We start from the raw sequence: 20,334 nt of genomic DNA, 5'->3' as shown, positions 1-20,334 counted from the left end.
CATGGCTGACTCCACAACCTACGAACCGCGTCTGGTGGACGCGTTCATCCCGGATGGTTCCACCAGCTCGCTGCGTGTTTTTCCTCCTTTTTTGAACGACGCCACCCCTGCCTCTTCAGCTGATGCAGAAAAGCCACTGATTGTGATCTGGCCTGGCTTTGGCATGGGTGCCCGTTACTACGATCCGATCGCCCGCGAGTTGGCGGAACGCGGATATCCCGTGGCCACTGCCGAGTTGCGCGGTCAGGGTAGTTCTACTGCGGTCGCGTCCAAAGACAAGTCCTGGGGTTACCACCATTTGGCTTCCGAGGATTACCCGGCCAGCATCCGGGCCGCGAAGAAGGGGCTCGGACTATCCGAGCAGCACCCCACGGTCTTGCTCTGCCACTCCATGGGCGGGCAGATCGCGGCATTGTTCATGGCGCGGCCAGAAGCTGAACTGCTCAACGTGCGCGGCGTGATGGGCGTGGGTGCAGGAACCCCGTTCTACAAGGGCTTTAGCGGGCGCACCCAACTGCGCTTGCGCTATGGAACGTGGCTCTTGCGCCCGTCTCTGAAGCTGCGCGGTTACCAGGCCGATGGCAAGTTGGACATGCTGGGCTATGGGCGCCAAGCCAAGGATCATATCGAGGAATGGCATCGCTATGGCCAGACCAACCGGCTGGATAATCTGGCTGGTCAGGACATGGATTATGAAGAGCGACGCAAGAAGATTACTGCGCCAATCCTGTTAACGCGATGCATCAATGACGAGGATTGCCCCATGGCTTCCGCCGCTAACCTCGCGGTGAGCTTGCCGGCTGCCGATGTGGCCGTGGAAGAATTTTCCGCGCCACTGGGGCATAACCGATGGGCACGCGAGCCACAGGTGGTTTCGGATCGGCTCGAGGAATTCATCGCTGCGCTGTGATGCTCGGTTGTGATGCTGCACACTAAAAATCTGCTTCTATGCGATGATGAGTGAATGCACGCCGCAATGATTGATCACTCTGGGGAATTCTTTCGCACCAACGGGCCATTTCTGCGTCGAATAATGGCCGGCGCCTGCGCCGTGGGGTTGTTGGGCGCGGCAGGATGCACCACGGCATCGGAAGATGGAAACAACTCTGCACAGTCTTCCTCTTCGGCGACCAATGGGGGAGCAACCGAGGGGAATGGCGAAGAGAGCGGCCAGGGCTCTGCGTCCAGCACGGTTAAGTCGACCGAAGCGCAAACCGAGAGCGTCTTCAACGTGAATGAGGGCGATTGTCTGAAGATCGAGGATTCACTCACGGGGGTTGTGGAAGACCTCGAGAAGATCGATTGCGAACGTCCGCATAACGCAGAGATCTTTGCGCAGAAAGAGGTGGCAGACGGCAACTTCCCGGGGGATGAAGCCATCGCCGAGCAAGCCAAGAATTATTGCGTGGAGGAATTCAGCCATTTTGTGGGAATTTCCGGCTCTGAATCCGAGCTCAAAGTCAACTTTCTCCACCCCTCTGAGACCAGCTGGGATGAGGAACAAGACAGGCGCATTCAGTGCGTGGTCATCGATTCTGCGAGCGAAGTAACCGGCACGTTGAAGGATGCTCGCCGCTAACTTGCGGACGTGTGGAAAAAGTAGTCTGACATGCGGGATTAAAGCGAGATCCTGACGCAGGAATAGCACCTCGACGTGCTAGAATTGGACGATCTGTCCCCTGTAGAAAGGAACGCTCTCACGTGAGCGACGATACAAACGGTGGAGATTCCCTCTTCGACCGGATCGAGCCAATCGATCTGCAAGAAGAGATGCAGTCCAGCTACATCGATTACGCCATGAGCGTGATTGTTGGCCGCGCCCTTCCGGAGGTCCGCGATGGACTCAAGCCCGTGCACCGCCGCGTGCTGTACGCGATGTACGACAACGGCTACCGTCCAGAGCGAAGCTATGTGAAATCAGCTAAGCCAGTGGCGGACACCATGGGTAACTTCCACCCGCATGGTGACACCGCAATTTACGACACCTTGGTGCGCATGGCGCAGCCGTGGTCCATGCGATACCCGCTGGTAGACGGCCAGGGTAACTTCGGTTCCCGTGGTAGTGACGGCGCTGCCGCCATGCGTTATACCGAGTGCCGGATGACCCCGCTGGCCATGGAGATGGTGCGGGATATTCGAGAAAACACGGTTGAGTTCCAGCCGAATTACGATGGCAAGACCCAGGAACCGACCGTGCTTCCTTCGCGCGTTCCGAACCTTTTGATGAACGGTTCCGGTGGCATCGCGGTGGGCATGGCCACCAATATTCCTCCGCACAACCTGAATGAGTTGGCGGATGCGATTTTCTGGCTGCTGAGCAACCCGAAGGCCGAAGAGGCCGAGGCGCTGGAGAAGTGCATGGGCTTTGTGAAGGGCCCGGACTTCCCAACCGCTGGTTTGATCGTCGGCGATAAGGGCATCGAGGATGCTTATCGCACCGGTCGTGGTTCCATCCGCATGCGTGGCGTGACCACTATTGAGGAAGAGGGCAACCGCCAAACCATCGTCATTACGGAGCTTCCGTACCAGGTCAACCCGGATAACCTGGTGCTCTCCATTGCGGAGCAGGTGCGCGATGGCAAGCTCGCGGGCATCTCGAAGATTGATGATGAGTCCTCTGACCGCGTGGGCATGCGCATCGTGGTCACGCTCAAGCGCGATGCGATTCCTCGCGTGGTGCTGAACAACCTGTACAAGCACTCCCAGCTGCAGACCAGCTTTGGTGTGAACATGCTTTCCATCGTGGATGGCGTGCCGCGCACCCTACGCTTGGACCAGATGCTGCGCCACTACGTTGATCACCAGATCGACGTGATCGTGCGCCGCACCCAGTTCCGTCTGGATGAGGCTGAGAAGCGCGCCCACATCTTGCGCGGTTTGGTCAAGGCCCTGGATGCTCTGGACGAGGTCATCGCGCTGATCCGCCGGTCTTCCACGGTGGATGTGGCCCGCGACGGCCTGAAGGACCTGCTGGATATCGACGATATTCAGGCAGATGCCATCCTGGCCATGCAGCTGCGCCGCCTGGCTGCGCTGGAGCGTCAGAAGATCATCGATGAGTTGGCCGAGATTGAAAAGACCATCGCTGAGCTGAAGGCCATCCTGGCCTCCGAAGAGCGCCAGCGCGAGATCGTTCGCGAAGAGCTGCAAGAGATCGTGGATAAGTACGGCGATGAGCGTCGTACCCAAATCATCGCCGCTGCCGGTGAAGTGTCCGAAGAGGACTTGATCGCCCGCGAGAACGTGGTCATCACCATCACCTCTACGGGTTACGCCAAGCGCACGAAGGTGGACAGCTACCGTAGTCAGCGCCGCGGTGGCAAGGGCGTACGTGGTGCGGAGCTCAAGCAGGACGACGTGGTGCGCCACTTCTTCATCTGTTCGACGCATGACACCGTGTTGTTCTTCACCAACTTCGGACGCGTGTACCGCCTGCGCGCATTCGAGCTCCCCGAGGCATCACGTACTGCCCGTGGCCAGCACGTTGCCAACCTGCTGGAATTCCAGCCGGGTGAGCAGATCGCTCAGGTTATCCAGATCCAGAGCTACGAGGATGCGCCATACCTGGTGCTCGCGACCGCTCACGGACGCGTGAAGAAGTCTCGTCTCACCGATTATGATTCCCCACGCTCCGGCGGGTTGATCGCGATCAACCTCAACGAGGATGACCGCCTGGTTGGTGCGCAGCTGTGTACCGACACGGATGACCTGCTGCTGGTCTCTGAAGAGGGACAGGCAATGCGCTTCACCGCCAACGATGAGACGCTGCGCCCCATGGGCCGCGCCACCGCTGGTGTGAAGGGCATGCGCTTCCGCGGCGAGGATCAGCTCCTCGCCCTGACCGTAGTCAACGAAGGATCCCAGCTGTTCGTGGCTACCTCCGGTGGCTATGGAAAGCGCACCCCAATGGAGGACTACCCAGCCAAGGGACGCGGCGGCATGGGTGTGGTGACCTTCAAGTACGACCCGAAGCGCGGCAAGCTCATCGGCGCCTTGACCGTGGCCGACGATGATGAGATCTTGGCCATTACCTCCGCTGGTGGAGTGATCCGCACCGAGGTCAAGCAAATCCGCAGTACAGCGCGTGCCACCATGGGCGTGCGACTTGTCGATCTGGGCAAGGATGTGGAGCTGCTGGCCGTGGATCGCAACATCGAGGTTGAAGTTGAGGAACACGCCGAAGCGAAAGCGCTGGAAGAGGAAAAGTAACCCATGAATGCCGGCAAGCCCAAGAAGCAGAACAAGTCCAAGCCGCAGGGCAGCTCTGCTGCAAACAAGGCCGGTGTGAATAAGGCTGGTACTCCGCAGGCGGGTCAGTCTGCAGGTGCTGGGGCTCCGGCTAAGTCGGGGAAGGTGGCGTCGGCAAAAAATGCGGCGACCACCACTAAGACCGGAGGAAATGCGGGTTCAGCTGGGAATTCCTCGCCGAACTCCACGACCGCCCCGGCGCACAAGGTGGGGTTCATGGACGCGTTGCGCTCTTCGGCAACCGCGGTCAATCCGGAAGAGCGCGCGGTGACGCACATCAATCCGATGAGCGCGCTGAAGCTGGGTTTCATGGTGAACTTGTGCTTCTTGGTGGTGCTGCTGGTGGCGTCGTTGTTGCTGTACATCGTGCTGGGTATTGCCGGCGTGTGGGGCAACCTGAACTCTTTGCTGGGCGACCTTACCGGTACGGGATCCTTCGGCATCCTGGAGTACATGGGCGTGGTTCTGGTGTTCGGTCTGGTGGAGCTGGTGGTGTTCACGCTGCTGGCTCCAGTGCTGGCGATGATCTACAACCTCTCCGCGCAGATCATTGGCGGCCTTCGGGTGACCGTAGACCACTGATCTAAAAGGCCCTTTGAACAGGTGATTTGGATATAATCAGGGGGCTGGGTAGAGTACATTCTTGTTCGAGGGCCTATAGCTCAGGCGGTTAGAGCGCTTCGCTGATAACGAAGAGGTCACAGGTTCAAGTCCTGTTAGGCCCACCATCGAACAACTCGAATGAGAATTCGGGGCATTAGCTCAATTGGTAGAGCACCTGCTTTGCAAGCAGGAGGTCAGGAGTTCGATTCTCCTATGCTCCACAGGTAGATAGATGACAGAGTGGCGAGGAACTTCGGTTCTTCGCCACTTTTTCGTTGTGGGTGGGTGTTTTTTGGTGCGTGCGGTGGGGTGGCGGGTGGCCGTGGGGGTTGGTTGTCGCACTCACGCCACTTTTTGCATATCTGCTCTGCGAAAGCCCAGGTCGAGAAAACCGGGATGACAAAAACTGGCGTGCGTGCGACATCCCCGAGCTCAGCTGCGGATCGGTGTCGCATTCCGCCCGTTTTTTGCATAATGCGCGGGGAAACCCGCAGGTCGCAGAAATTGGGATGACAAAAAACGGGTTCAATGCGACATTTTCGGGCTCAGTAGGGGATAGATGGTACTTTCGTCGGGTTTATCAGCAAACGCGCGGGGAAAACCACAGGTCGGAGAAAACGAGATGCCAATAAACCCGACGAATGTACAACTCCCGCCCCCGCGAGGACATCGACATCGGGCAATAGCTTCCTTCGTGAAATGCGCGCCCATGACAAACGTCATGCCCAGGTCATGACGCATCACGCCCAGAACAAACCGCTGGCCAGGCAACACTAGGAAGCATGAGCACAACAGCATGCACCATAGAAACAGTCAGCAAGGAATTTGCTTCAGCCCAAGCCCCGGGTGGGAAGTTCAAGGCGGTGAAGGCGGCGTCGTTCCAAATAAGACAGGGTGAGATTATTGCCCTGCTGGGGCCGAACGGCGCGGGTAAGTCCACTCTCATCGACATGATCCTGGGGCTTACCACGCCCACGTCTGGCTCCATCCGCGTGTTCGGGGACAAGCCCCGCGACGCGGTGGCGAAAAGCCAGGTCAGCGCGGTGTTACAAACCGGTGGGTTGCTGCCGGATGTGTCCGTGAAGGATACGATCCGCATGATCGCTGCCACGTTCCCGAACCCCCGCGATGTGGACGAGGTGATGGACGAGACCAACCTCACCCACCTGTCCAAGCGCGCGGTGAAGCGATGCTCGGGTGGTGAGCAGCAGCGCATTCGGCACGCGTTGGCGATCCTCGGCTCCCCGGAGCTGTTGATTCTCGATGAGCCCACTGCGGGCATGGATCCGAATGCGAGGCGGGAGTTTTGGGCGTCGATGCGCAGGCAGGCCGAGCGCGGCACCACCATCGTCTTTGCCACCCACTACCTGGAGGAAGCCGAGCAGTTCGCCGAGCGGATCATCCTGATGCGCAAGGGTGAAGTTGTGGCCGATGGCACCGTCGACGAGATCCAGCGGACCGCCTCAACCACGCACGTGAGTGCCACGATCCCGGAACCGCAGCGGAGTTCATTGGCGCGCGGGGAGGGCCTCCCGTTCGAGGTGGCTGAGGTGCGGGGAGAAGGGGACCGTCTTAGGTTCACCACCTCGGAGTCCGACGCCCTTGCGAAGTTCCTTCTCACCGAGACCGAAGCCAACAACCTGACCATCACCAGAGCGTCCCTGGAAGATGCCTTCGAGGCGCTGACCAGTGATTCTTCCATCGATCCCGCTTCCACGAGCGCACACTAAGGAGTCCGTCATGGCCTTGACTACATTTACTGCGATCAACCTCAAACGACATCTCTTGAACGGCCCGAATCTGGTGTTCTCCATGTTCCTGCCAATCCTGCTGTTCCTGCTCTTCGGCGCGCTGCAGGATTACGGCGCCGTGATGCTGAAGAACGGCAACGTGACCGCCTATGTGATGGTGGGCATGGCGGTGTACGGAGGAATTACCGCGGCGGTATCCACGGTGGGCACCACGGTGGTGGAGCAGAGCACTGGATGGGGCAGGCAGCTGGCGCTTACTCCGCTGACGGGAACCCAGTTGCTGCTCTCGCAATGCGTGGTCATTCTGTTCCGTGCAGCGTTCCCGGTGGCCGCGGTGTTCATTACTGGTGCGCTGACTTCTGCAGAGATGGACGCGCGGAGCTGGGCGCTGACGTTTGTGCTATCTGTGCTGGTTACGCTGCCTTTTGGTTTCTACGGCATGATCTTTGGGCAGATCTTCAAGTCCGATTCAGCGGTGAATATTTCTTCCTCTGCACTGGTGCTGCTGGCCTTTGCTGGTAATGCATTCATGCCTCTACCGGAGTTCTTGATGCCCTTCGCGCGGTTTACCCCGATGTATGGCGCGGTCTCGTTGGCGCGCTATCCATTGAGCGATGGCGTGCAGGCGATCTCCGAAGCACCGGGCTTCGTGGAGGATCCGCTGTGGTACGCATTAGCAAACGTGGTGGGCTGGACCGTTATCTTCGCTAGCATTTGTATGATGCTGAACAAGCGACAGAAAGGTCGTCAGTGACACCCACAGACGCGTCCTCCGCGATGGGACAGATGGAACGCCAGCCCCGCTTGAAGTTCCATATGTCCAACGCGGTTTTCGCCGGAGTGTGGCTGTTGATGCTGGCCTATCCCATCCTGAACACGCTTTCGCGGGAAGAATCCCTGGCGAAGAAGATTATCTTCCTGCTGCTCAACGTGGTTTTCGCTGTGGTTTACACCGGTGGGTTCGGGTTGTTGGCCTCATGGAGGCAGCGACGCGAGGATCATCTGGTCTGGGCGTGGGTCATCCTGGTGCTACTGTGCCTGGCGGGTATCGCGGTGCTGATCGGCTTTCACATCGTCAACTACACCCCGTGGCTCATGGCCATGCTCTGTTATGGATTGCCCCGACGCTGGGGGATCCCTGCTGGGCTGGTGACGGCTGTGGTTGCCCTCGGGGTCACGTTCCTGGCTTTTCGCGGTCAGTACATCTTTGCCACGTACATGCTGCTCGTGGCGAGCTGTTCGGCCGTGATCATCCCCTTAGCGCTGGCAGTGGATTTCACGGAGACACGCAAACGTGACGAGCAAAAGGTGATGGTGTTGCGCGAGCGGGAGCGACTAGCCAGGGATGTCCACGACCTACTGGGGCATTCCCTCACCGTGATCAACCTCAAGGCAGAGTTGGCGCGCACGCTGGTGGATTCAGACACGATTGCAGTACGCGCCGAGCTGGAGGAGATCGCGCACCTCTCCCGTACCGCTCTAGCGGAAGTGCGCTCTACAGTCACGCGCATCGAGCGCCCCGATTTCGCCGGTGAGGTATCCGCTGCCAAGCGCGCACTCAGTACTACGGGGATTCAGGCAGACCTGCCGGACCCAGATTCCGCGCAGCGCGTCTCCGGGGTGAACGCGCAGCTCTACTCCTGGGTATTGCGCGAGGCGGTCACGAACATCATCCGGCACTCGAGCGCCACATCGTGCCAAGTGCTGGTCACTCCAGAACAACTGGAAATCGCAGATAACGGCCGCGGAATTGGCGAACTCGAGCCCGGGAATCACCCCGGCGGCGGGTTGCGCGGGCTCACGCGCCGGGCAGAGGAAGCCGGGGGCCAACTGATCATCTCTCCGGCTCAACCCTCGGGAACTCGCGTGTTGTTAACCATGTCCGGGGATAAGGAGGCGCCGAGTCGGAAGATGGCGGCGTCGATAAACAAGGAAGATAGCGCACATGAATGAGCAGATTCGGGTTCTGATCGCCGATGACCAGCAACTAGTGCGCGGGGCGCTGGCGGCGCTGCTCAACACTGAGCGGGATATCAGCGTGGTGGCGGAAGTGGGTTCGGGGGATCTGGTGGTGGCCGCGGCACTCGAGCATCGTGTGGACGTGGCGGTGTTGGACATTGAGATGCCGGGGCTCACGGGCATCGAGGCGGCGGGGTTGTTGAAGATGCAGGCTCCGCACGTGCGTTCGCTGATCGTGACTACTTTCGGCCGGCCGGGTTATGTTCGCCGGGCGCTGCAGGAGGGTGCGAGTGGGTTCATCGTCAAGGACACGCCGCCCGCGCAGCTGGCAGAGGCGATTCGACGCGTGGCTGCTGGCCTGCGCGTGGTGGATCCGACGCTCGCGGAGGATTCTCTATTTACGCCAAATAGTCCGCTGACCGAGAGGGAGGTGGAGGTGTGTCACGTGGCGCTCAAGGGCGGGAGCGTGCGGGAGATCGCCAAAGAGATGCACCTGTCTGCGGGCACGGTGCGGAATCACATGTCCTCGTTGATAGCCAAGACCGGGGCGGGCAATCGGCATGCTGCAGTGCGGGCCGCAGAGGAGAACGGCTGGCTGTGAGGGTGAGCGAGCACACGCAAGTAAGGTCGCAAAACCCCACGTAGACCCATATTTTTGCAGTACGGTAGCAAAACGGCTACTCGGCTCATTCCGGATACGCAGCGGGGTTGAGCGTGCTGTAGATTGCATGACATGTCCCTTATCGAACTTCGCGATGTGCGAAAGATCTATCCAAGTAAGAAAGGTGAGGTTAAGGCCCTGGACGGGCTGAACCTCACCGTCGAAGAAGGCACGGTGAGGGGACTTCTCGGACCCAACGGCGCCGGCAAAACTACCACCGTTAAAGTCCTGACAACCCTGAGCAAGCCCACTTCCGGGCAGGCGACAGTGGCCGGGATTGATGTCACGCAAAGGCCCGATGACGTGCGCAGGATCATCGGTGCCTCGGGCCAGTACGCCACCATCGATGAAGAACTCACCGCTCGGGAGAACCTGGTTCTCGTGGGTCGCTTGTTCCACCTCGGGGAGAAGCAGGCGAAGGCTCGCGCAGATGAGCTCCTGGAAATCTTCACCTTGCAGAAGGCCGCGAACCGGCCCATCAAGGGATTCTCCGGCGGCATGCGTAGGCGTGCGGACTTGGCGGCCTCGCTGGTCAATGATCCGCAGATCCTCTTCCTCGATGAGCCCACTACCGGGCTGGATCCCGCGGCGCGTTTGGCGCTGTGGGATGTCATTCGGGATCGCGTGAGCCGCGGCACCACGCTGCTGCTCACCACCCAGTACCTCGAAGAGGCCGATGCATTGGCCAACGAGATCAGCGTGGTGGATCACGGCCGAGTGATCGCCGAAGGCACCGCGGATGAGCTGAAAACCCGCGTGGGCGGACAGCGCGTGCAGATCACGGCCGTGGAGGCCGAGGATGTGGACACCGTCCGCCGCCTCATCGCCGAGGTCGCGCAGAACGAGCAAGCCATCTCCGTGCAGGACCGCACCGTGGCCGCACAGGTTCACGATGGCACCTCCGCTCTTCAGCACGTGCTGGGCGGATTGCGGGACAACAACATTGCGGTACACGACGCAGGCCTGGCCCGACCCAGCCTCGACGATGTGTTCCTGCAGCTCACAGGTGGAAAGGCCGGTGACGGACAATGAGTCGATGGATAAATGACGTACGCGCGGTCACGCTGCGCAACCTGATTCGCGCCAAGCGCACCCCTGACGTGATCGTCTTCGCGGTGGCACAGCCGATCATGTTCGTGGTGCTGTTCAGCCAGGTATTCGGCGGTGCGATCAATGTGCCGGGCACGGATTACACCAACTTCCTCATGGCGGGCATCTTCGCGCAAACCGCCATCTTCGGCTCCACGTTCAGTGGCATGTTCATGGCGCAGGACAAGAAGGATGGTCTCATCGACCGCTTCAAAACCCTGCCCATGAGCCAGTCCGCCGTGGTCTTCGCCCGCACCGTGACGGACCTAATGCTCAACACGGTGTCTTTGATCGTCATGGTGCTCACCGGCTTGGCCGTGGGTTGGCGCCCGGAAGGCGGATTGTTGGGATTCCTCGGTGGCTTTGGCCTGCTTTTGCTGTTCAGCTGGGCTTTTTCCTGGGTGATGGTGTGGCTGGGCCTGATGGTCAAGTCCGTGGAGGCCATGAACTCCGCCACTTTCATGGTGCTGTTCCCGCTGACGTTCCTCTCCAACGCGTTTGTGCCCAGCGATTCCATGCCCACCGTCCTGCGGGTATTCGCGGAGTGGAACCCGGTATCTTCCCTGGTTCAGGCGACGCGCAAACTCTTCGGCAACCTGGGTGATGCACCCGTGCCGGATTCCTGGCCCATGCAGTATCCATTGCTCGCGGTGCTGGGTGGCATCGTGGTCATCCTGGTGATTTTCTGCCCGCTGGCCATCAGCCGTTACCGTCGCTCCGCTTAGTTTTTTTCGACGCCACGGCTGGCCAGTTAATGCTGGTCAGCCAACGTGATGCGCAGTGCTAAACCGCTATTGAACGGGCGCGGTCATGCCGGGCTGAGGTGAGGTACCAGAGCGCTGCGAAAGCGGCCAAGGACCACCACAGGTAGGTGTTGCCGAGCACATGCCAGAAGAAATTCCAGTCCTTCTCCATGTGCTCACCAGATGGTGCCAAATAGCGCGGGGAGGATGCGAAGCACAGGATGCCCGCCACCATCAGGGCAGCAATGGTTTTCCACTGGGCGGGGGTCCAACCAGCAGCCGGGGGATTGAGCAGACAAGCCAGCAAGGCCAGCAGCAGAACCACGATCCATACGTAGTGGTGATCCCAGGAAACGGGGCTGGCCAGCAACCCAAACAGCGCATTTACGCCGAGTGCCAGCACGGGCAAATCTCGCTTGAACAGGCGCAGCATCAAGGCCACTGTGGCTACGAACACCACAACCACGAGGATCACCCACCATAGCGAACCCGTGTCTGCCGTGCGCAAGCCCAACCGCCACAATTCACCGTTGATGGACTGGTTTGAGGCATATTCCAACCCGCCAATTCGGTCAGTTTTCTGCAGAGTGCCAAACCAGTAGTCCATCGAGGCTTGGGGAAGAATCAAGAATCCCAGACCAGTGAAAAACAATGTGCTGGCGCCCATGCGAACGATCGACCACCAATCTTTGCGCAGCAGCAGCCAGAGGCCGAACACGGCCGGGGTGAGCTTGAACGCGGTGGCCAGGCCGGTGAGAATGCCCCGATATTTCCGCGGCACCACCGTGAAATCCAGCAGAATCAGCAGTAGCAGGACCAGGTTGACCTGGCCGTATGTGGTGGTGGAAATCACCGGGCCGAAGCCCAGCAGTAATGCCGTGAAGAGCAGCGAGAACCATCCTGCGGATTGCGCAGGCAGCTTGGCCACTTTCTGCAGCATGATCCAACAAATGCTCAGCAATACTCCGGTGGTGACGATGCCGAACACCAGCCCAGCCCCATGAGCCGTGAAGAGGGTCAAAGGCGTAAAAGCCAGCGCCGCGATGGGCGGGTAAGTGAAGGGCAGGAAGATTTCCCACTTGATATGGAAACTGCCGGAGTACAGATCCAGCCCGTCAAGTAACCGCTGCGCCCCGATGCGGTAGACATCCGTGTCCAAGCGGTAGCGGATCCCGTTCGTATCGAATAGCGACCACAACACTGCGGCCAGAAACGCGATAGCAGTAACCCACCGAAAGGCACGAGATTCAGCTGGAAGACGGAGGAAAAGCTGGTTCATGGAAGTAGTCGGGATCTTTTCTTCGTGTTCGGATCTGCACGAATAAATCTGCGACCAAGCGCAGAGGGGAAAACAGTTTGTTCTAGTGTATTCCATGATGACTTGCGCTTAACCCCGCTGCCTAGCGGACCGGCAGCTAGAGAATGAGATTAGAACCCATGAAAAAACTAGCTCGGTTTGTGGCCGTCGGTTGTGTGGGCGCGATATGCGATTACGCCACGCGCGAGTTGCTGTTGCATCTTGGGGTGATTGGATGGGTGGCGCGAGCGTGTAGTTACATCGTCGGCAGCATCGTGGCGTACTATCTGAACAGCCATTTTACGTTCGGCGGGGATCGTTCCAGCCAGGAAAAGCTGCGCGCAGCAGCTGTGTATCTTTTCTGTTTCTTGGCCGCGGTTCTCACGGATTTTCTTTTTCGACGCCACCTCTCAGACATTCCGCATTATCTCTTCTGGGCCTGGTTTGTCTCTCAAGGAGTGGCCACCACGTTGAATTTTCTCCTGCAGAATTTCTGGGTCTTTCAGAAACCCCCGCGCATGCGGGACAGCAATTAATGAAGAGCGTTAAGCGCGTGAGCGAACACCGAAAAGATGAGGACTGAAAAGTGGGAGTTGAGCTAAGCACCCTGGCTTTCGCTTTTGGGCTGACCCTGTTTGCCGGGTTAGCTACCGGCATCGGCGGGCTCATCGCTGTGATGAAACGCAACCCCGGGCCGCAGTTCATCGCCGGTGCCCTGGGGTTGTCCGCCGGTGTGATGCTCTACGTCTCCATGATGGAACTCCTCCCGGCTGGCGTGGAATCGCTGGGCGAAGAGATGGGGGAGCGCCCCGCGAATTGGCTGGCAGTGGGTGCTTTTTTCGCGGGAATCCTGCTCATCGCCGTGATTGATCGATTAGTCCCGGAGGACGTGAACCCGCACGGGACAGAGGGGGCGTCGGGAAAAGGGGGGAGAGGGCCAGAACCCGCAATGATGAAGACCGGGGTGATGACCGCGGTGGCCATCGGTATTCATAATTTCCCGGAGGGTTTTGCCACCTTCATTTCCGGGCTGGAGGATCTAACGATCGCGCTGCCGGTGGCTCTGGCGATCGCGATTCACAACATCCCCGAGGGAATTGCCGTGGCCGTGCCCATTCGGGAGGCGACGGAGGATAGGCGCAAGGCCGTGAGGTGGGCGACCTTATCCGGTTTGGCCGAGCCAGCCGGGGCCCTCGTGGGATTCCTTCTGTTCTTGCCGCTGATGGGGCCGCTGACGCTGGGTCTCGTGTTCCCGCTGGTGGCCGGAATCATGGTGTTTATCAGCCTGGATGAGCTGCTGCCGGCGGCAATCGCCACGGGGAAGAACCATGCGGCGATCTACGGATTAGTGCTGGGAATGGCGATCATGGCGCTCTCGTTGTTGCTGTTCATCTGACTCTTTTTCTCGACGCCGCTGATTAGATTGCTTGGGTTTTCTGAAATTTGTGCGGGGGAGTCGTAGAGTCGGGTTGTTTATAAAAACAGTCTGGATTGAGGAGTTGGTCTCTGATGGGTAACAGCGTGAGCAAGCGATTGGACAAGGCAAAGAAGCGGTACCTGGGTTCGGCAGGAAAGCCAACCACCTCCGAAAACGTGGCGCGCTACGCCCTGGGCGCATTCATGACGTACGCGGGCGTTTCGCACCTGACCACGAACCGCAAGGAGTTCCAGGCGCAGGTGCCTGATTGGATGCCTGTGGATGAAGACGCGGTGGTGCTGGGATCCGGCGTGGCGGAGATTGCCTTGGGTGTGGCGCTGGCTGCGTTGCCTGCGCAGCGTCGCCAAGTGGGCGTGGCTCTCGCGGCTTTTTATGCGGCGATTTTCCCCGGAAACATCGGCCAGTATGCCGAGCGCAAGGATGGTTTTGGGCTGGACACCGATGGCAAGCGTCTGGCTCGTCTGTTCGGACAGCCCGCGCTCATCGCCGCAGCTCTGAAGGCCGCGGGGTTGCCAAAGTAACTGCGTGAGAGGCTGTGGCCAAGTGCTCTGTGATGGTGCGCGGTGCGCCACAGCCCCATACGCTGAGGCGACGAGAAAGGAAATCATGTCGCACGCACTCTTCCAACCCCTGACGCTGCCCAATGGGCAAGAACTACCTAATCGAATTGCCAAGGCAGCCATGGAAGAGCGCATGGCAGCCTCCGGGCAGCTCCCCGGAGAGCAACTCTTGACACTGTATCGCGCGTGGTCAATGGGAGGTTCGGGCCTCCTTCTCACAGGCAACGTCATGGTGCACGACGCCGCCCTCACCGGCCCCGGCGGAGTAGTGCTGGACAAGAACTCTCCTATCGAGCTCTTCCGGAAATGGGTGGAAGCCGCGCACAGCGGCGGTGCAAAGATCTGGATGCAGATCAATCACCCCGGCCGCCAAGTACAAGCAAACATGCCGGGCGTGGCATGGGGGCCTTCAGCCAGCCGAGTGAATACGGGACGCACCAGCTCCATGTTCGCTGAGGCCGAAGAGATGACCGAAGCGCAGATCGAGCAGACCATCCAGCGCTTCGTGGATACGGCCAACCGTGCAGAAGAGGCTGGCTTCGATGGAGTGGAAGTTCACGCGGCGCACGGATATCTGCTCTCGCAGTTTCTCTCGCCGTTGGTGAACAAGCGCACCGATCAGTGGGGCGGCAGCCTGGAGAACCGTGCGCGAATGCTGATGGAGGTTATTCGCCGCATTCGCGCTGAGGTAAAGCCAGATTTTACCGTCGCTGTGAAGCTGAATTCCGCAGACTTCCAGCGTGGTGGATTCGATGAGCAGGATGCTGCCCGCGTCATCGAGATGCTTGCACCATTGGGTGTGGATCTGGTGGAACTCTCCGGCGGAAGTTACGAAAGTCCAGCCATGACTGGAAACTCGCAGTCCAGCGACTCCGAGGATCAATCGAAGCAGGACGAGCGAACCGCCGCGCGCGAGGCGTACTTCCTCGAGCTCGCGGAGCAGTTGGTTGACGATAGCCCCATTCCACTGATGGTCACAGGCGGAGTCACACGCCGGGAAACCGCTGAAGCCGTCATCTCCAGTGGCGTGGCCGTGGTGGGAATGGGCACGGCGCTTGCCGTGGATCCGAACCTTCCGGAGAAATGGAAGGTCGACGCCTCCGCTCGCGTCACACTCGCTCCCGTCCGTATCAAGGACAAGGCAATTGCCTCGGCGATATCCATGGCGCGCGTGCGCTACCAGATGCGTCGCGTGGGCAGAGGACGATCCCCGTTGCCGAAGTTCCCAGCATTATTGGCATTCGGATGGGATTTCGTCCGTGATGAAGTGAACCGTCGTCGCTATGCGAAATGGCTCAGCGAGCGGGGCTAAGCAACTACTTCTGGTACAGCGTCTTGCGCGCAAACTTCGGGTCGCACGTGACCTGGGCACCGAGGCTGCGGAAGACCTGCTCATCCACGGATCCCAGGATCGTGGTGACGTGAACATCGCAGCCACGCAGGGATTTCAGCTGCGTGAGAGCCTGTTCGGCCTCCGGGCTGGTCTCTGCAGAAACGCTCAGCGCGATGAGCACTTCATCGGTGTGCAGGCGCGGGTTTTGACTCCCCAGGTGCTTGGTCTTGAGGCGCTGAATAGGCGCGATGGAGCCGGGGGAGAGCAGGTGCTGCTCATCGGGGATGCCCGCCAGGTGCTTGAGCGCGTTGAGCAGCATGGATGAGGAGCAACCCAGCAGTTCGCTGGTGCGGCCGGTGACGATGGTGCCGTCGGGAAGTTCGATGGCCGCGCCGGGCTGTTCGGTGCGCTGCTCAACGTCACGCGCTGGAGCCACCACCGCGCGGTTATCTGCGGTGATGCCGGCCTTGGTCATCACCACAGCTGCGCGATCAGACTGGGTGCTATCCAAACCGCCGCGCGCCTCATCCACCAGTGCCTTGAAGTAGCGGCGGATGATCTCCTGACGTGAAGCTTCGCGGCAGGCCTCATCATCGGTGATGCAGGCTCCGGCCATGTTCACGCCCATGTCCGTGGGGGATTCATAAGGCGTGGTGTCCGTCAATCGCTGCAGAAGGGTCTTGAGCAGCGGGAAGGCTTCCACATCGCGGTTGTAGTTCACCGTGGATTCGCCGTAAGCGGTGAGGTGGAAGTGATCAATCACGTTGGCGTCGTTGAGGTCCACCGTGGCGGCTTCATATGCCAGGTTCACGGGGTGCTCCAGCGGGAGGTTCCAGATGGGGAACGTCTCAAACTTGGCGTAGCCCGCGTTCACACCACGCTTGTGCTCGTGGAACACCTGGGAGAGACAGGTGGCCAGCTTGCCCGATCCAGGCCCAGGTGCGGTGACAACCACCAGGTCGCGAGTAGTTTCCGCGTACTCATTGCGGCCCAAGCCTTCATCGGAAACGATGAGATCCATGTTCGTGGGATAACCCGGGATCACCCGGTGGCGGGCAACTTTCAGACCCAAGCGCTCCAGCCGCTCCACGAAGGCAGCGGCCAGGCGGTTGTCTTCTTCCATCTGGGTGAGCACCACGTTTTCCGCGAGGAACCCCCGGTCGCGGAACACATCGATGAGCCGCAGCACATCATCTTCGTAGGTGATGCCCAGGTCAGCGCGAATCTTGTGACGCTCCAGATCCTTCGCGTTGATGCAGATGAGGATCTCCACATCGTCTTTGATGTTATCCAGCATCGCGATCTTGTTATCGGGCGTGAAACCCGGCAGAACGCGGGAGGCGTGGTGATCATCGAAGAGCTTGCCACCCATCTCCAGGTAGAGCTTTCCCCCGAGCTCCTGCCTGCGCTTTTGGATGTGCGCGGATTGGAGTTCAATGTACTTTTCGCGGTCGAAACCGATGCGATTCACCATGGATTTCAAGCATAGCAATGTGCCCGGAAAATCCCTTATTGCACGGGCACCGCAGCCTCAGTGTTGCTGCCAGCGACCGCGAAGCGCCTGCAACAGGGCCCGCGACTTCACCTGCACTTCTTCCCATTCGCCCTCTGGCGTGGAATCCACCACGATCGCCCCACCCACGCCGAACGTGCTCCGCTCAGAATCCGACACCACCGTGCGGATGGTGATCGATTGATCCGCCGCCCCTCCGAACGCGAACCAGCCGATCGATCCCGAATACAAACCCCTGGCCCGATGCTCGAGCTGTTCAATCAGTTCCATCGTCCGGATCTTCGGCGCACCCGTCATCGAACCTCCCGGGAACGCCACCCGCAGCACATCAACCGCGGTGTGCCCGGGCGCCAGCGTGGCCTCCACTGTGCTCACCAACTGGTGCACGTGGGAGTAGCTTTCCACCGCAAAAAGCTTGGGCACCCGCACGCTGCCAGGCACGGCAACGGCGGAGAGATCATTGCGCAATAGATCCACGATCATGAGGTTTTCTGCGCGGTCCTTGGAGCTTTCTCCTAATTCCCGACGCCACCTCTCATCCTCCCCAGCATCCTCCGAGCGGGCACGAGTCCCCTTGATCGGTTTCGCACTCACGCGCCCCTGTTCATCCACTTGGAAGAAGCGTTCCGGGGAGGCAGACAACACGTGGATCCCCGCCAGATGAATATATGCGCCGTAGGGAACCGGGCTGGTTTGCCTCATCCGCTGATATACCGTGAAAGGATCCGGCAGGGCCGGCCCTTCCACGGTGGTGGTCAGGCACACCTCGTAGGAATCCCCATCCGCGATGTGCGCCTGGGCCTGCAGCACTGCATCCACATAGTCTGCGTGAGAATGATCCGCGTGGAACGTCAGCTCTGGCTCGGGTTCGGTGCCGGGCTCTCGCTGTACGGGTTCAGTGGGCGCGGCAGCAGATTCTGGCTGCGCGGCCAATTCCTGCACCACGTCCTCCGCCCAATCCAGCCACGCAGATTGGGCCGCGGCGATGGCGGAATGCGCAGGATCATCGCTGGTCAGCACCAGTAGGTAAGTCTTGCGCTCAGCGTGATCGGTGATCAGCGCGCGATCCGCCAACATCAGTAGGGCATCGGGGTGCACGCTGCGGTGCGGGGTGCACACCGCAGTGGGGGATTGCCGAACTCCATCAACGTGATGCTTGAGTTCATAACCAAAAGCACCCACCCAGCCCAGGTTGAAACCGGAAGGGTTAGCCCCCTGCTCGGCGGAGACATCCACGAGGTCCAGCCCCAACTGGAGAAGATCAAAGACCGTGGGAGAAGCCGAAGAAGCGGAATCCGCGGCACTCAGTGCTGTTTCCAGCTGCTCCGAAAGGGGGTTAGAAGAGTGGAAGTGGAAGGGGTTGGCGTCGGGAGAAAGAGAAGAACCACCTGCCACCTGTACTGAAAGCACCGTGCTGAGGGGGCCACCGGCGGGGCACAAAATGGAGAACGTGCGCGCGTAGTGGGTGGAGCTTTGCAGGGAGGAGTCCAGCCACACGGCTTCCGATTCGCCCGCGACACGGCGAAACGCCGCCACACCCGGTGCAGCGGCGTTTAACTCGCGCAACTCAATGCGCCATGAATTTCCAGTGGACAACGTGGAAGAACTGGTGAACTAGAGGCGGTGCTTGCCGCCGTCGTCCAGATCCTGATCGTTGCCTTCACCGGCTGGGAACTCGGAGTTGTGCTCGGTGGCAGCTTCCGCATCCTTGGTCTCTGCATCCTTGCCCTCAGCGTGGTGCACGGCTGGCGCGCCGGGAGCATCTGGGGAGTTAGGAACGCCTGGAGCGGTGAAGCTTCCTGGAGCGCCTGGGGCAGCTGGAGCCTGGGACTCGGACTGGATCGGGGTCTCAGACTCGGTCTTGACAGGTGCCTCTGGGGTGGCAGGTGCCTTGGTCTCGGTCTTTGCCTCGGACTTGGTCTCAGTCTTAGGCGCAGCTGGTGCCTTGGTTTCGATCTTTGGCTCAGGCTTGGTCTCGGTCTTCGCAGCTGGGGTCTTTGCGGCCTCTTCTGCCTTGGACTTTGCGGCTGCACCGGTGGTGGAGCTCTTATCGAAGTCTTGCACCTTTGGGGTGCTGGAAGGAGCTGGCTTCTTGTTGTTACCCAAGAGCTTAAGCGCAGCAGCAACAGCAGCTGCCAAAGCGATGACGGTGACGAAAACGCTGAGCTTCTTGCCCTTCTTCTGCTTCTTCAGACCCTTCTGAGCCAGGATCTTATCCGCCTGCTTGCCGGCCTTTGCCTTGCGACGATCCACGTCCTTGGCAAACTTCTTGCTGTTCTTGCGCAGGTTCTTCTGGTTCTTCTTCGCATCCTTCTTGGCCTGCTTCTGCGCAGCCTTGGTGCGCTTGCGAGCTACAGCAGCGCGCTCCTGAACCTTCTTGTCCAGCTCAGCGCTGCGATCCTTGGCGGTCTCCAGGGCATCTGCACCGCGCACCTTGGCGGTGGCCAGCAGCTGGTTGCGGCGGGAAGAAGCGGTATCGGCGATGTTCTCGCTGCGCTGGCGAGCCTCATCGGCGAAGTCAGAGCTGTAATCCTTGGCGTTATCCAATGCCTTGGCTGCGCTGGCGGCGAAAGCGCTGCTGCCTGCGAGAACGGTATCGCGACCGGCCTTGTAGTTCTTCTTCAGTGCCTTGCGCTCGCTCTTGGTGTTCTTCAGCGCGCGCTTACGCAGCTTGTCTGCCTTCTTCTTGGCATCCTTCTTAGCGGCCTTAGTGTTCATGCGGTTGTCCTTCGCCTCAGCTGCGGCTTCGCGAGCAGCAGCAATTCCTACGAGTGGGTGGTTTTCGTGAACGGTGGCATCAGAGCGGGAAACGCCGTGCTCACCGGGTGCGTCATACGCCAGAGCCAGCGCGCGAGCCTTATCCAGAGCCTTGGCAGCTCCGTCTTCCTTACGCATGTGCTCGGCTACAGCGCGGATATGCGCGGGGGAGTTCTCAATGAGCTCATCGCGTTCAGCGTCGGTGAGCTGGCTACGACGCAGAGCATCGAGGGCATCGAAATCCTTCAACTCCTTCTCCTGCTTGCGCTTCTTCAGCAAGGCGCTAGTTTGCTTCGCGCCATTTAAAACGAGCTTCATGCTGGCTGTGTTCATGGGGTGCCGGCTCCTTAGCGTGACCTAGTACGTGAACTAGTGCCTAGCC

At 59.9% G+C, this 20,334-nt stretch carries 18 protein-coding genes and 2 tRNA genes; 16 read left to right on the top strand and 4 right to left on the bottom strand.

The window, feature by feature from the left end; genetic code table 11:
• Position 1 precedes the first annotated feature (1 nt).
• The 12 genes from IRY30_RS00455 to IRY30_RS00400 all read left to right on the top strand — a co-directional run bounded on the left by IRY30_RS00455 (position 2) and on the right by IRY30_RS00400 (position 11,036).
• Positions 2-910 carry an alpha/beta fold hydrolase gene (locus tag IRY30_RS00455; RefSeq protein WP_194555463.1) on the top strand — a complete coding sequence of 303 codons (909 nt, stop codon included), beginning with the start codon at positions 2-4 and terminating at the stop codon, positions 908-910.
• Positions 911-976: 66 nt separating this feature from the next.
• Positions 977-1,579: a septum formation family protein gene (locus tag IRY30_RS00450; protein WP_194555462.1), complete on the top strand. Its 603-nt coding sequence runs from the start codon at positions 977-979 to the stop codon at positions 1,577-1,579.
• 122 nt (positions 1,580-1,701) lie between these two features.
• Positions 1,702-4,209 (top strand): DNA gyrase subunit A, encoded by a 2,508-nt coding sequence (gene gyrA, locus IRY30_RS00445; protein WP_194555461.1) that lies wholly within the window; start codon positions 1,702-1,704, stop codon positions 4,207-4,209.
• 3 nt (positions 4,210-4,212) lie between these two features.
• Positions 4,213-4,830 carry a DUF3566 domain-containing protein gene (locus IRY30_RS00440; RefSeq protein WP_194555460.1) on the top strand — a complete coding sequence of 206 codons (618 nt, stop codon included), beginning with the start codon at positions 4,213-4,215 and terminating at the stop codon, positions 4,828-4,830.
• A gap of 69 nt (positions 4,831-4,899) precedes the next feature.
• A tRNA-Ile gene (locus IRY30_RS00435) sits at positions 4,900-4,976 on the top strand.
• Between the two features lie 23 nt (positions 4,977-4,999).
• Positions 5,000-5,072: transfer RNA gene (locus IRY30_RS00430), tRNA-Ala, on the top strand.
• A 561-nt stretch (positions 5,073-5,633) separates the two neighbouring features.
• Positions 5,634-6,581 (top strand): ABC transporter ATP-binding protein, encoded by a 948-nt coding sequence (locus IRY30_RS00425; RefSeq protein ID WP_194555459.1) that lies wholly within the window; start codon positions 5,634-5,636, stop codon positions 6,579-6,581.
• Positions 6,582-6,597: 16 nt separating this feature from the next.
• Positions 6,598-7,356, top strand: coding sequence for an ABC transporter permease (locus tag IRY30_RS00420; protein ID WP_228502445.1), 759 nt, complete (start codon positions 6,598-6,600; stop codon positions 7,354-7,356).
• Complete coding sequence (locus IRY30_RS10405) at positions 7,353-8,555, top strand: sensor histidine kinase (protein WP_194555457.1); 1,203 nt, start codon at positions 7,353-7,355, stop codon at positions 8,553-8,555. The genes IRY30_RS00420 and IRY30_RS10405 overlap by 4 nt, the downstream gene beginning before the upstream one ends.
• A complete protein-coding gene (locus IRY30_RS00410; RefSeq protein ID WP_194555456.1) occupies positions 8,548-9,162 on the top strand; it encodes a response regulator transcription factor in 615 nt (204 codons plus the stop codon). Before IRY30_RS10405 ends, IRY30_RS00410 begins: the two co-directional genes overlap by 8 nt.
• Before the next feature lie 132 nt (positions 9,163-9,294).
• Positions 9,295-10,254, top strand: a complete 960-nt coding sequence (locus IRY30_RS00405) for an ATP-binding cassette domain-containing protein (protein ID WP_194555455.1) — start codon at positions 9,295-9,297, stop codon at positions 10,252-10,254.
• A complete protein-coding gene (locus IRY30_RS00400) occupies positions 10,251-11,036 on the top strand; it encodes an ABC transporter permease (protein WP_194555454.1) in 786 nt (261 codons plus the stop codon). The genes IRY30_RS00405 and IRY30_RS00400 overlap by 4 nt, the downstream gene beginning before the upstream one ends.
• A 58-nt stretch (positions 11,037-11,094) precedes the next feature.
• Here IRY30_RS00400 and IRY30_RS00395 read toward each other — a convergent pair whose 3' ends face one another.
• Positions 11,095-12,333: a glycosyltransferase 87 family protein gene (locus tag IRY30_RS00395; RefSeq protein WP_194555453.1), complete on the bottom strand. Its 1,239-nt coding sequence runs from the start codon at positions 12,331-12,333 to the stop codon at positions 11,095-11,097.
• Between the two features lie 158 nt (positions 12,334-12,491).
• Here IRY30_RS00395 and IRY30_RS00390 point away from each other — a divergent pair, with 158 nt between their 5' ends.
• From IRY30_RS00390 to IRY30_RS00375, 4 genes are all read left to right on the top strand, one after another.
• Positions 12,492-12,887: a GtrA family protein gene (locus tag IRY30_RS00390; RefSeq protein WP_228502443.1), complete on the top strand. Its 396-nt coding sequence runs from the start codon at positions 12,492-12,494 to the stop codon at positions 12,885-12,887.
• Between the two features lie 50 nt (positions 12,888-12,937).
• Positions 12,938-13,747 carry a zinc transporter ZupT gene (gene zupT, locus IRY30_RS00385; protein WP_194555451.1) on the top strand — a complete coding sequence of 270 codons (810 nt, stop codon included), beginning with the start codon at positions 12,938-12,940 and terminating at the stop codon, positions 13,745-13,747.
• A 224-nt stretch (positions 13,748-13,971) separates the two neighbouring features.
• Positions 13,972-14,310, top strand: a complete 339-nt coding sequence (locus IRY30_RS00380) for a DoxX family protein (protein WP_228502633.1) — start codon at positions 13,972-13,974, stop codon at positions 14,308-14,310.
• A gap of 85 nt (positions 14,311-14,395) precedes the next feature.
• A complete protein-coding gene (locus IRY30_RS00375; RefSeq protein ID WP_194555450.1) occupies positions 14,396-15,661 on the top strand; it encodes an NADH:flavin oxidoreductase/NADH oxidase family protein in 1,266 nt (421 codons plus the stop codon).
• A 4-nt stretch (positions 15,662-15,665) separates the two neighbouring features.
• On the opposite strand, the gene IRY30_RS00370 is transcribed toward IRY30_RS00375, so the two are convergent.
• The 3 genes from IRY30_RS00370 to IRY30_RS00360 are packed head-to-tail and all read right to left on the bottom strand — an operon-like array spanning position 15,666 to position 20,285.
• The gene (locus tag IRY30_RS00370) at positions 15,666-17,156 is read right to left on the bottom strand and encodes a DUF1846 domain-containing protein (protein ID WP_194555449.1); all 1,491 of its coding nucleotides are present in this window, start codon (positions 17,154-17,156) and stop codon (positions 15,666-15,668) included.
• 57 nt (positions 17,157-17,213) lie between these two features.
• Positions 17,214-18,761, bottom strand: a complete 1,548-nt coding sequence (pabB, locus tag IRY30_RS00365) for an aminodeoxychorismate synthase component I (RefSeq protein WP_194555448.1) — start codon at positions 18,759-18,761, stop codon at positions 17,214-17,216.
• Positions 18,762-18,809: 48 nt separating this feature from the next.
• A complete protein-coding gene (locus IRY30_RS00360; RefSeq protein WP_194555447.1) occupies positions 18,810-20,285 on the bottom strand; it encodes a hypothetical protein in 1,476 nt (491 codons plus the stop codon).
• Positions 20,286-20,334: the final 49 nt, after the last annotated feature.

The organism is Corynebacterium suicordis DSM 45110 (genome assembly GCF_015351405.1).
Classification (GTDB): Bacteria; Actinomycetota; Actinomycetes; order Mycobacteriales; family Mycobacteriaceae; genus Corynebacterium; species Corynebacterium suicordis.
Note: the sequence above shows the minus strand (reverse complement) of the source record. Positions and strands in the feature narration are given on the sequence as shown.

Excerpts from the sequence above, each read along its gene's own strand:
- IRY30_RS00455 (WP_194555463.1), top strand. The coding sequence starts at position 2 with ATGGCTGACTCCACAACCTACGAACCGCGTCTGGTGGACGCGTTCATC.
- IRY30_RS00450 (WP_194555462.1), top strand. The coding sequence starts at position 977 with ATGATTGATCACTCTGGGGAATTCTTTCGCACCAACGGGCCATTTCTG.
- IRY30_RS00440 (WP_194555460.1), top strand. The coding sequence starts at position 4,213 with ATGAATGCCGGCAAGCCCAAGAAGCAGAACAAGTCCAAGCCGCAGGGC.
- IRY30_RS00425 (WP_194555459.1), top strand. The coding sequence starts at position 5,634 with ATGAGCACAACAGCATGCACCATAGAAACAGTCAGCAAGGAATTTGCT.
- IRY30_RS00410 (WP_194555456.1), top strand. The coding sequence starts at position 8,548 with ATGAATGAGCAGATTCGGGTTCTGATCGCCGATGACCAGCAACTAGTG.
- IRY30_RS00405 (WP_194555455.1), top strand. The coding sequence starts at position 9,295 with ATGTCCCTTATCGAACTTCGCGATGTGCGAAAGATCTATCCAAGTAAG.
- IRY30_RS00400 (WP_194555454.1), top strand. The coding sequence starts at position 10,251 with ATGAGTCGATGGATAAATGACGTACGCGCGGTCACGCTGCGCAACCTG.
- IRY30_RS00395 (WP_194555453.1), bottom strand. The coding sequence starts at position 12,333 with ATGAACCAGCTTTTCCTCCGTCTTCCAGCTGAATCTCGTGCCTTTCGG.
- IRY30_RS00390 (WP_228502443.1), top strand. The coding sequence starts at position 12,492 with ATGAAAAAACTAGCTCGGTTTGTGGCCGTCGGTTGTGTGGGCGCGATA.
- IRY30_RS00380 (WP_228502633.1), top strand. The coding sequence starts at position 13,972 with ATGACGTACGCGGGCGTTTCGCACCTGACCACGAACCGCAAGGAGTTC.
- IRY30_RS00375 (WP_194555450.1), top strand. The coding sequence starts at position 14,396 with ATGTCGCACGCACTCTTCCAACCCCTGACGCTGCCCAATGGGCAAGAA.
- IRY30_RS00370 (WP_194555449.1), bottom strand. The coding sequence starts at position 17,156 with ATGGTGAATCGCATCGGTTTCGACCGCGAAAAGTACATTGAACTCCAA.
- IRY30_RS00360 (WP_194555447.1), bottom strand. The coding sequence starts at position 20,285 with ATGAACACAGCCAGCATGAAGCTCGTTTTAAATGGCGCGAAGCAAACT.